Here is a 10,652-nt window from a genome sequence, read left to right on the forward strand (position 1 = left end):
CAGCCCATATTGATATCAATAATTTGAGCGCCTTGGCTGACATTTATTCTCGCCGCCTGTGCCATCAACTCGGGCTCAGAGCCTGCAATTTGTACCGACCGGATACCTAATTCACCCGAATGATCCATGCGTTGCATCGATTTATCGGTTTGCCATACCTTAGGGTTGCTCGACAGCATTTCAGAAACTGTCATGCCAGCACCCAGCTTATGGCAAAGCTGTCGGAATGGCTGGTCAGTCACCCCGGCCATTGGCGCTAAAATCAGGTTGTTGGGTAATGAATATGAACCAATCCGCATCGGTCAAAAACTACTCAGCGAAAAGGGAGAGAATTTTATGGAATTTATGGGATAAAGAAAAGGCTAAAAAGTATGCAAATTTGGTCTTTTTTTAATTTTTTACTATTGACAAAAGTCGCGCAGAGTCACTCTGCGCGGTATCCTGCCAACATGACCCATTCATCTTGTTGAGTTGGTGTTTCAAATTCAATTTCCGGCGCGTAAGCGTCGATGACCGATTGCGCTTGGCGTGCGAGTATGCCGGAAAGTACGAGGCGTCCACCTGGCTTTACGAACGTTTTGATAACATGAGCTAAGTCACGTAACGGACCAGCAAGTACATTCGCTAAAACAATATCAGCTTGGACACTTGGATGTTGCTCCGGCAAATAGACGTCAAACTTATCGGCGACATGATTTCGCTCAGCATTCTCTTGTGTCGATATAAGTGCTTGCTTGTCGATATCAATGCCTAACGCATGGGCAGAACCCAATTTAAGCGCAGCAATGCCTAAGATCCCAGAACCGCAACCAAAGTCGACTATCTGCTCATTACCTTTTACATGAGCATCAAGCCACTCGAGACACATCGCTGTAGTGGGGTGAGTCCCGGTACCAAATGCCATACCTGGGTAGAGCAATATATTGACGGCGTCGGGCTCTGGAATATCGCGCCAACTTGGGCAGATCCATAGCCGTTTACCAAACTGAATAGGATGAAAGTTGTCCATCCATTCGAGTTCCCAGTCTTTGTCCTCAAGTCCATCGAGTTTGTACTGCAGTGGTTTGGGTACAACTTTAGCTTTCTCTAAGTTAGCCACGACAGGCTTCATATCGATATCGGCATCGAATAAGCCAGTCACTAAGGTATGTTGCCATAGCAAGACTTCGCCCAGTGGTGGCTCGAAAATTGGCGTATCAGCTCCATCGCGATAAGTCACTGCTTGTGCACCGTTGGCCATGAGCATGTCACCCACTTGGGGTGCATGCTCTTCTGAACTTGATAATGTCAATTGAATCCAGGGCACTGGTTAGTGACCCCCAAGGCCAAGTTTCTTCTCAAGATAGTGGATATTCGTACCACCGTGTTGGAAGTTTTCGTCAGCCATGATGGACTTCTGCAATGGAATATTGGTTTTGATGTTTTCGATAATCAGCTCGTTCAGCGCATTGCGCATACGAGCAATGGCGATGTCACGGTTTTCACCGTAGGTAATTAGTTTGCCAATCATCGAGTCATAGTTCGGTGGCACTTTATACTCGGTGTACACGTGTGAATCCCAACGTACACCAAACCCACCGGGTGAGTGGAACCGAGTAATTTGGCCCGGTGAAGGGACAAAGGTCTCAGGATCTTCCGCATTGATACGACACTCAACGGCATGTCCGCGAATCACTACATCTTCTTGATTGAACGAGAGTTGACGACCTGCTGCAATACGCAGTTGCTCTTTGATCAAATCAATCCCTGTGACCATTTCGGTAACGGGGTGCTCCACCTGAATCCGAGTGTTCATCTCAATGAAGTAGAACTCACCGTTTTCGTACAAGAACTCAAAGGTACCTGCACCACGGTAACCGATTTCGATACAGGCTTTTGCACAGCGCTCGCCAATGAATTTACGCATTTCTGGCGTTATACCTGGAGCTGGCGCTTCTTCAACCACTTTTTGGTGGCGACGCTGCATAGAGCAATCACGCTCACCTAAGTGAACCGCATTACCTTGCCCATCAGCCAACACTTGGACTTCAACGTGGCGTGGATTTTCAAGGAACTTCTCCATGTACACGACAGGGTTACCAAACGCCGCACGCGCTTCGTTTTGGGTCATGCGAATAGCACTGAGTAGTTCACTCTCTTGACGCACAACGCGCATACCACGACCGCCACCACCGCCGGCTGCTTTGATGATGATTGGATAGCCGATGCGTTTCGCTAATTTAATGTTGCGCTCATCGTCGTCGTCCAATGGACCGTCTGAACCAGGTACACAGGGCACCCCCGCCTTTTTCATGGCTTTAATGGCTGACACTTTGTCGCCCATCAGACGAATGACATCGGCTGTCGGTCCAACAAATACAAATCCTGATTTTTCGACTTGTTCAGCAAAGTCAGCGTTTTCAGCAAGAAAGCCGTAACCTGGGTGAATAGCGGCGGCGTCGGTAATCTCGGCGGCGCTGATAATTCTCGGAATATCGAGATAGCTCTCTGCGGCGGGCGCTTTACCGATGCATATCGCTTCGTCCGCTAATAAGACGTGCTTTAAATTACGGTCAACCGTTGAATGAACAGCGACCGTTTTGATGCCTAGCTCTTTACACGCGCGGAGAATGCGAAGTGCAATCTCACCGCGGTTTGCTATGACCACTTTATCTAACATGATGCGTTCCCGGTTTAGTCTTACTCAATGACGAACAGAGGTTGGTCAAATTCAACAGGCTCTTCGTTTTCGACCAAGATTTGCTTAATAACGCCACTCTTATCCGCTTCGATTTGGTTCATCATTTTCATCGCTTCAACGATACACAGCGTGTCACCTGCATTCACGCGTGATCCGACAGTCACGAATGGACTTGCATCTGGTGATGGTGCTTCGTAGAACGTACCTACCATTGGCGAGCGAACGATATGTCCCGAGATCTCCTCTGACTCGGCGGGCGCGCTGTCAGAGCTTTGCGGTGCTGCCGGTGCCGGGGCTGCTTGTTGAGGCGCGGCACTGTATTGGATAGGTGCTTGCGCTGGTTGCGGGCTGTAACGGTTAATACGAACAGATTCTTCGCCTTCAGTGATTTCTAATTCCGAAATGCCCGATTCTTCAACTAACTCAATGAGTTTCTTAATCTTGCGGATATCCATGGTGCTGTTTAACCTCTAATTTATTTTTCTAGAGTTGAATCGATGAGCCGATTAGCCGCAGCCAACGCCAGCTCGTAACCGTAAATGCCGAAGCCGCTAATGACACCCTCGGCTATATCTGCCAAATATGAGTGATGTCGAAATGCTTCGCGACGATAAATATTGGAGATGTGTACTTCGTAAAAAGGTATTCCCACGCCAAGCAACGCATCTCTTAGCGCCACGCTCGTGTGCGCGAAAGCACCGGGATTAATGATGATCATCTGGGATTTCTGCGCCGCTGCGTGCACCCATTCGATCAATTCATATTCGCGATTGCTTTGCTTACACTCAAGCGTGACACCGAGCGTATTTGCTTGTGTTTGAAGTAATTGCTCAACATCTTCAAGCGTTTCATGTCCGTATATATTGGGCTCACGGCTTCCTAATAAGTTCAAGTTAGGGCCGTTTAAAACCAAAATATGCTTTTTTTGTCGAGAAGTGTTTTGCATATTGCCGCCAAAAGTTACGAACATGTTAAAAGTCAAAAGTTAATGGTGGTTCAATAAAATTTAGCCACCATTTTGACAAAACTTTCTGCATTATAGTTGAGTTATGCCAGTTTGCAGTAAAATACTGGTCTTATCAGCGATTTTCGCCGCAAACTCTAGTTTGCAGTGTCTTTCATCTTTTGTAAATGTTCATTGAACGCATCTTCATCCAAAAAGCCGGTTACACGCCACTGCTTGAGCTCCTCGCCATTTGGGGAGAAGAATAAAAGCGTTGGTAACCCCAGTACTTGGTAGTCGCTGAGTAATTGCTTGTGCTCCGCGGTATTTGCCGTGACGTCTATCTGCAACTTTTTAAACTCGCCAAGTGCACGCTGTACTGAACGGCGTGAAAAGGTATATTGCTCAAACTCCTTGCATGCAACGCACCAATCAGCATAAAGATCGACCATCACCCACTGCTGAGATTGGCGTGCGTTATTCAGCTGTTGCTCAAGCGCTGCTCGCGTTTCAACCTGAGTGAAAAAACCGTGGGCCTGCTTAACGGCGTAATATTTATCGACTTGCCAATAGCTACCAGCGATAGCTGTCGCCGTTACCAGCAGGTAGAGTAAAGCGCGGCTTAACGGATGCTTAAGATCGTTAATATGTCGTCCCATATACACCGCTAGACCGACAAAGTAAGTAAGCCATAAAAAGAAGCTTACTGTGTCGTTAAATAGCCGCTCCAATAAGAAAGCCACTGCAGCCAATAGTAACCAGCCGAGTATGTGTTTGATGATATTCATCCAAGCACCGGCTTTTGGTAATAACCGTCCACCTGATGCGGCAAATATAATTAACGGCAAGCCCATGCCCAAACTCAGCGCGTAGAGTAAAACGGCGCCCGAGAGCCAGTCACCTGTTTGCGCAACGAATAGCAATGCCCCACTGAGTGGAGCGGTCGTGCACGGTGAAGCGACTAACCCTGAAATCACACCGATAGAAAAAACGCCGGCAATACGACCGCCGCTTTGCTTTCTGCTGATTTGGTCTAGACGAGATTGCCAACTCGAGGGAAGTTGCAGGTTAATAACATCCAACATGCTCATTGCAAACATAGCGAAGGCAACCGCTAAGGTGCCAATGATTAAAGGATGTTGGAAATACGCCTGAAATTGCATCCCCATTGAGGCAACGATAAGTCCTAACAACGAATAGGTAATAGCCATTCCCTGCACATAAATGAAGGCAAGAAAGACGAGGTTTTTGAGTGTTTTTGGTTTATCGCCTACCACGGTTGCCGAAATAATTGGATACATTGGGAACACGCAGGGTGTAAAGGCGAGCCCTATACCGAGCAAAAAGAAAAGCCCCAAGGTGGCGATGTCAACGTGTTGGATTTGCCAGTTGGCAGTTGCCGCGCTAGGCGACGCGTTCGATGGCGCATCGTTGTTACGCTCAAAGCTAATAACGCGAGTTTCAGGCGGGTAGCATAATCCCGCGTCTGCGCAGCCTTGGTAGTGAAAGGTCACCTCGTTGACAGCGTTATTCAGTGGGTAGGTCAGCTCGACATAGTTGCGATAAACCCGGCTCTCTCCAAAGAATTCATCGATGTGTGACTCCGCAGGCGGGTAGTCGATAGGCCGAGTTAGCACCGATTCGGGCGTCAGTTTAAATGCGTGCTGGTATAAGTAATAGCCTGGTTGGATCTCGATACCGACGGTAAGAGGCTGCTCTTTAATGACTTGAATCTTAAACGCTTGGTCGACAGGTAAAAATTCAGGTTGCTGGTTGAATAAATTTTTGTTCTGAGCAAGCGCGCTGGTGGTGAGTAAACACCAACCAACGAAAGCAAGTAATAAAGTTGAACATGTTTTTTTCATGGTTTGGTTTGTACCTCAACCCAGTCCAAGTATGATTCAAGTCCGTCAACGATTTCTGTAACGATAAACTCGGGTGAATCATAGTTGTGCTGTTCGCTGATAAACTGCTTAAGGTTTGCGACCTGCCAATGATGGGTTTTAATCACCAACCAGTATTCACTGTCGCACTGAACTTTATCCTCCCAGCGATAGTAAGAACTCACCTTGGGCACGATTTTTACGCAGGCGGCTAGACGTCGCTCAATCATTGTTTTGGCTAGTCTATCAGCAACTTCGCCATCGTCGGTAGTGGTGTAAACCATGCGGATGGGGGTAGTCATGTTCACCTCGAATATGATGAAAAAAATTTTCTTGCAAACCTTGATAACAGAAAATCATACCCCATTTAAAGGTCACGACTAAATTTAAACGCCCACACAGTGGGTTTTATCAACAACAATAGGTTAAGGAGTTATCGAGAAATGAAACTTCGTCCTTTACACGACCGAGTCATTATCAAGCGTATCGAAGTCGAAGCTAAATCGGCAGGCGGTATCGTTCTAACTGGCTCAGCAGCAGAAAAATCAACGCGTGGTGAAGTCGTTGCCGTTGGCAACGGACGCATCTTAGAGAGCGGTGAAGTACGTCCACTTGACGTGAAAGTGGGCGACAAAGTGCTTTTCAATGAAGGGTACGGCGTTAAGACTGAAAAAATTGACGGCGAAGAATACCTGATCATGAGCGAAAGCGACATCTTGGCTATCCAAGAGTAAGCCGAATCTAAACAGTCTCTAAGAGTACAGTTAAGAGGAATCAAAAAATGGCAGCAAAAGAAGTAAAATTTGGCAATAACGCGCGTCAAAGAATGTTGAAAGGTGTAAACACCCTTGCAGACGCGGTTAAAGTGACCTTAGGTCCTAAAGGCCGTAACGTTGTTTTAGACAAGTCATTCGGCGCACCAACCATCACTAAAGATGGTGTTTCTGTAGCGAAAGAAATCGAGCTTGAAGACAAGTTCGAAAACATGGGCGCGCAGATGGTTAAAGAAGTTGCCTCTAAAGCTAACGACGAAGCAGGCGACGGTACAACCACTGCGACCGTTTTAGCACAAGCTATCGTAAATGAAGGCGTGAAAGCGGTTGCGGCGGGTATGAACCCAATGGATCTGAAGCGCGGTATCGATAAAGCAGTTACTGCGGCTGTCGAAGAGCTGAAGAAGATCTCTCAACCTTGTGCTGACAGCAAAGCCATTGCACAAGTAGGTACTATCTCAGCTAACTCTGATAGCACCATCGGCGAAATCATTGCTAAGGCGATGGACAAAGTCGGTCAGGAAGGCGTTATTACCGTTGAAGAAGGTCAAGCGCTGCAAGACGAGCTTGATGTTGTCGAAGGTATGCAGTTCGACCGTGGTTACTTGTCTCCTTACTTCATCAATAACCAAGAAAGCGGCTCTGTTGAACTCGACAACCCATTCATCTTGTTGGTTGATAAGAAAGTATCGAACATTCGCGAATTACTGCCTGTACTTGAAGGCGTATCTAAAGCAGGTAAGCCATTGCTTATTATCGCTGAGGACGTTGAAGGCGAAGCGTTGGCGACCTTGGTTGTTAACAACATGCGTGGCATCGTGAAAGTTGCGGCTGTTAAGGCACCTGGTTTCGGTGATCGTCGTAAAGCTATGCTTCAAGACATCGCGGTATTGACGGGTGGTACGGTCGTTTCTGAAGAAATCGGCATGGAGCTTGAGAAAACTCAACTTGAAGACTTAGGTACTGCTAAGCGTGTTGTTATTACCAAAGATAACACCACTGTTGTCGATGGTAATGGTGATGACGCTGCGATTGAAGGCCGTGTCACGCAAATCAAACAACAGATGGAAGAAACTTCATCTGATTACGATCGTGAGAAACTACAAGAGCGTCTTGCGAAACTCGCTGGCGGTGTTGCGGTAATTAAAGTTGGCGCAGCAACTGAAGTTGAGATGAAAGAGAAGAAAGCTCGAGTAGAAGACGCGTTGCACGCCACTCGTGCTGCGGTTGAAGAAGGTGTTGTACCGGGTGGTGGCGTTGCCTTAGTTCGCGCTGCAAGCAAGCTAGCGGAATTAACCGGCGACAATGAAGAACAAAACGTAGGTATTCGCATGATGTTACGTGCGATGGAAGCACCACTACGTCAAATCGCTTACAACGCGGGCGCTGAAGCGTCTGTTGTTGCAAACCGTGTACGTGAAGGTGAAGGTAACTTCGGTTACAACGCAGGTAATGACACCTACGGTGACATGCTAGAGATGGGTATCCTTGACCCAACTAAAGTCACTCGCTCTGCACTGCAATTTGCTGCATCGGTTGGTTCATTGATGATCACCACCGAAGCAATGGTTGCCGAAATCCCAAAGGACGATGAGTCTGCTGGCGGTATGGGCGACATGGGTGGCATGGGCGGTATGGGCGGCATGATGTAATCTGCCGTTCAGCACCATGAACACGCTAAAAAAGAGCCCTCCGGGGCTCTTTTTTTGTTTGTTTGTGTAATCAGGGAATCTTTTGGTTATATTGTAGTCAAATCTTGTGAGTCAATTACCTATGGAGGTGATTATGAAAAGGATATGGGTTACAACGTTGATTCCGCTATCACTTATTGCAACGTCTGTGTTTGCGGGTGAGGCTAAAGTAACGTTCAAGGATGTCGAGAAGTACACTGATTTTTCGCCAGCTACGGGCATTGAGTCGCGCTTCCAAGAAAAGACAAAAGAAGACTTTACTGAGAAATTTAATGAGCTGGCTAGTTTATTGCCAAAAGGCCAAACTTTCGATGTGACGGTCACCGATGTCGACTTAATTGGACGTGTGGAGCCTACTTATGGACAAAGCGCGACATCATATATTCGAGTTGTACGACCTATTGATTTCCCTCGCATGAATTTGACTTACAAGTTAACCGACGCGCAAGGGCAGGTCATTAAAGAGGACTCTGTCGTTGTGAAAGACATGGGATTCGATATGGACAGTATGGCGTCGATTAAGCGACAACGTAATATCAATTACTATGAGCATAAGATGCTCGAAGATTGGTTTAAACAAACCTTCTCCGAGCAAATTAAGGTTAACCAGCCTGGCGGATCTGCTTAAGCCTAGCCAACGTCTCTGTGAGTAACTGGAGTTGCTCGACAATGGTTTTCAACAATTCCTCATTGTCACGCTCCAGTTGCCATGCTTCAACGTTCTTTGTTACTTCCTGGAGATACGGTTGAAAGCGGTTGCCTTTGGTATCGAAAGCTGTCTGTTCAACAAAAATACTGTCAAACTTAGCTTTACCTTGTTCTCTTAAGTCATCTAAATACTGGTCGGCGTCGACAACTTGGCGATACAACACGCGAAGGTGTTCTTGTAGCTGCTTGTCAACGCGATCAATTGCTTCACTCATCGTTAGGTTCCTCATTCGCTCGGCATGATGGGTGTTTTACTGTCACGGTTTGGGATTTCGCGAACGAGCTTGGGTACTAAAAACCCAGGCAGTTTGGCGTTAATTTGTTGCCAGAGTTCACGTGCGCGTGCGTCGCTGACGGCAAAGTGCGCAGCTCCTTGAACCGGGTCGAGTTGGTGTAGGTAATAGGGTAACACAGACGCATCGAAAAGCCTTTCGCTGAGTTGCGAGAGTGCGTCTGCGTCGTCATTGATCGCTTTTAATAATACGCTTTGATTCAGTAATGTGACACCACGTTGTCGCCATGTTGCTAAGTTCTGCTTAAGTAAACTTCCGATTTCATTAGCGTGGTTGGCGTGTATCACCAATATCACTTGCTCGAAGCGTTGGGTTAAATGCGTCGCAAGACGCTCGGTTAAACGTTGTGGTAACACCACCGGCAGGCGAGAGTGAATACGTAACCGCTTTATTTGTTTCAGTTCGGCCAGTTTATCGGCGAGTTCGATGAGGTATCCATCATTGGCAAACAGCGGGTCGCCGCCACTTAAAATGACTTCATTCACTTCTTGATGCTGACGAACGTACTCGACGCACTCGTCAAACTGCTTACGCGGTAATACATCATCCGCATAGGGATAGTGGCGACGAAAGCAGTAGCGACAGTTTATAGCGCACGCCCCCTGAACCAGAAGTAGGACACGTGATGCATACTTATGAAGTAGACCTTGGGGAACGGCGTGTTCGCGTTTGTCGGTCACTTCGTTAAGTGGGTCTGTGCTATACCCTGGCGTTACCGTGAATTCATCAACGACGGGTAGCACTTGTCGCAGGAGAGGATCCTGTGGGTTTCCAGCCTCCATCAACTCGACAAAGGGCCGCGGCACACGAAACGAAAACAATTTTTTTGCTTCGAGGTGATCGTTGAATGCATTGGGATCGAGGCCTAATGTTGTAAGCAGCTGGCGCGGATCTTTATAGCTTTTAGCCAATTCGAGCTGCCATTCATCGCGCGTTGATACTTCAAGGGTTTGCACTGCACGACTCCCTATTTAACAATTAATGTCATTATTTTACCTGAAAATCCGCTTGGATTGGTTTATTATTGCGGCAATCAAGTTGTATTGAGAAACAAGGATACAAAATTTATGGCGAATTACAGCACCAACGAATTTAAAGGTGGCTTAAAGATCATGCAAGACGGTGAGCCATGCTCTATCGTTGAAAACGAGATGGTTAAGCCAGGTAAAGGTCAGGCGTTTAACCGTGTCAAAATCCGTAAACTCATCAGTGGTAAAGTCGTTGAGAAAACGTTTAAGTCAGGCGAGTCTGTGGAAGGTGCCGATGTAATTGAACTGGAGTTGGCATACCTCTATAACGACGGTGAGTTTTGGCACTTCATGAACAATGAAACCTTTGAACAAGTTGCAGCGGATGCAAAAGCCGTCGGTGAAGCTGAAAAGTGGTTAGTTGAGCAAGACGTATGTACACTTACTTTGTGGGAAGGTAATCCGATTAACGTACAACCACCTAATTTCGTTGAGTTGGAGATTACCGAAACCGATCCAGGGTTAAAAGGTGATACTGCCGGTACAGGTGGTAAACCTGCAACACTAATCACCGGTGCAGTAGTGCGTGTCCCATTGTTCGTGCAAATTGGTGAAGTTATCAAAGTAGATACTCGTTCAGGTGAGTATGTCTCACGCGTGCAAAAGTAAATACTATGTCTGACTGGCGCTCAAAAGCCACGTTAAACGTATTA

General features: G+C 47.0%; 13 protein-coding genes. 4 read left to right on the forward strand and 9 right to left on the reverse strand.

The window, feature by feature from the left end; translation table 11 throughout:
• From B2X00_RS08570 to cutA, 7 genes are all read right to left on the reverse strand, one after another.
• A partial coding sequence (locus tag B2X00_RS08570; protein ID WP_290487166.1) for a tRNA-dihydrouridine synthase occupies positions 1-299 on the reverse strand: 299 nt, incomplete at its 3' end.
• Positions 300-424: 125 nt separating this feature from the next.
• On the reverse strand, positions 425-1,306 hold the full coding sequence (prmA, locus tag B2X00_RS08575; RefSeq protein ID WP_290487167.1) for a 50S ribosomal protein L11 methyltransferase: 882 nt from the start codon (positions 1,304-1,306) through the stop codon (positions 425-427).
• A 3-nt stretch (positions 1,307-1,309) separates the two neighbouring features.
• On the reverse strand, positions 1,310-2,659 hold the full coding sequence (gene accC / locus B2X00_RS08580) for an acetyl-CoA carboxylase biotin carboxylase subunit (protein ID WP_290487168.1): 1,350 nt from the start codon (positions 2,657-2,659) through the stop codon (positions 1,310-1,312).
• A gap of 20 nt (positions 2,660-2,679) precedes the next feature.
• Positions 2,680-3,135, reverse strand: a complete 456-nt coding sequence (accB, locus tag B2X00_RS08585) for an acetyl-CoA carboxylase biotin carboxyl carrier protein (protein ID WP_006954347.1) — start codon at positions 3,133-3,135, stop codon at positions 2,680-2,682.
• A 20-nt stretch (positions 3,136-3,155) separates the two neighbouring features.
• Entirely contained in the window at positions 3,156-3,626 is a 471-nt protein-coding gene (aroQ, locus tag B2X00_RS08590) for a type II 3-dehydroquinate dehydratase (protein WP_290487169.1), read from the reverse strand.
• A 155-nt stretch (positions 3,627-3,781) separates the two neighbouring features.
• Positions 3,782-5,488 carry a protein-disulfide reductase DsbD gene (locus B2X00_RS08595; RefSeq protein WP_290487170.1) on the reverse strand — a complete coding sequence of 569 codons (1,707 nt, stop codon included), beginning with the start codon at positions 5,486-5,488 and terminating at the stop codon, positions 3,782-3,784.
• Positions 5,485-5,808 (reverse strand): divalent-cation tolerance protein CutA, encoded by a 324-nt coding sequence (cutA, locus tag B2X00_RS08600; RefSeq protein WP_040487585.1) that lies wholly within the window; start codon positions 5,806-5,808, stop codon positions 5,485-5,487. The genes B2X00_RS08595 and cutA overlap by 4 nt, the downstream gene beginning before the upstream one ends.
• Positions 5,809-5,949: 141 nt before the next feature.
• Between cutA and B2X00_RS08605 the strand changes: the two genes are divergently transcribed.
• The 3 genes from B2X00_RS08605 (at position 5,950) to B2X00_RS08615 (ending at position 8,598) form a co-directional block, all read left to right on the forward strand.
• Entirely contained in the window at positions 5,950-6,240 is a 291-nt protein-coding gene (locus tag B2X00_RS08605; protein WP_006954340.1) for a co-chaperone GroES, read from the forward strand.
• A gap of 47 nt (positions 6,241-6,287) precedes the next feature.
• Positions 6,288-7,931: a chaperonin GroEL gene (groL, locus tag B2X00_RS08610; protein ID WP_006954339.1), complete on the forward strand. Its 1,644-nt coding sequence runs from the start codon at positions 6,288-6,290 to the stop codon at positions 7,929-7,931.
• Between the two features lie 133 nt (positions 7,932-8,064).
• A complete protein-coding gene (locus tag B2X00_RS08615) occupies positions 8,065-8,598 on the forward strand; it encodes a DUF3016 domain-containing protein (protein WP_290487171.1) in 534 nt (177 codons plus the stop codon).
• On the opposite strand, the gene B2X00_RS08620 is transcribed toward B2X00_RS08615, so the two are convergent.
• Positions 8,573-8,893 carry a hypothetical protein gene (locus tag B2X00_RS08620; protein ID WP_071462212.1) on the reverse strand — a complete coding sequence of 107 codons (321 nt, stop codon included), beginning with the start codon at positions 8,891-8,893 and terminating at the stop codon, positions 8,573-8,575. The genes B2X00_RS08615 and B2X00_RS08620 overlap by 26 nt on opposite strands.
• A gap of 11 nt (positions 8,894-8,904) precedes the next feature.
• A complete protein-coding gene (gene epmB / locus B2X00_RS08625; RefSeq protein ID WP_290487172.1) occupies positions 8,905-9,927 on the reverse strand; it encodes an EF-P beta-lysylation protein EpmB in 1,023 nt (340 codons plus the stop codon).
• Between the two features lie 111 nt (positions 9,928-10,038).
• Between epmB and efp the strand changes: the two genes are divergently transcribed.
• Positions 10,039-10,608: an elongation factor P gene (gene efp / locus B2X00_RS08630; protein ID WP_110574673.1), complete on the forward strand. Its 570-nt coding sequence runs from the start codon at positions 10,039-10,041 to the stop codon at positions 10,606-10,608.
• The last annotated feature ends 44 nt before the right edge of the window (positions 10,609-10,652 follow it).

It is taken from the genome of Idiomarina sp. UBA3162, from assembly GCF_002364475.1.
Lineage (GTDB): Bacteria > Pseudomonadota > Gammaproteobacteria > Enterobacterales > Alteromonadaceae > Idiomarina.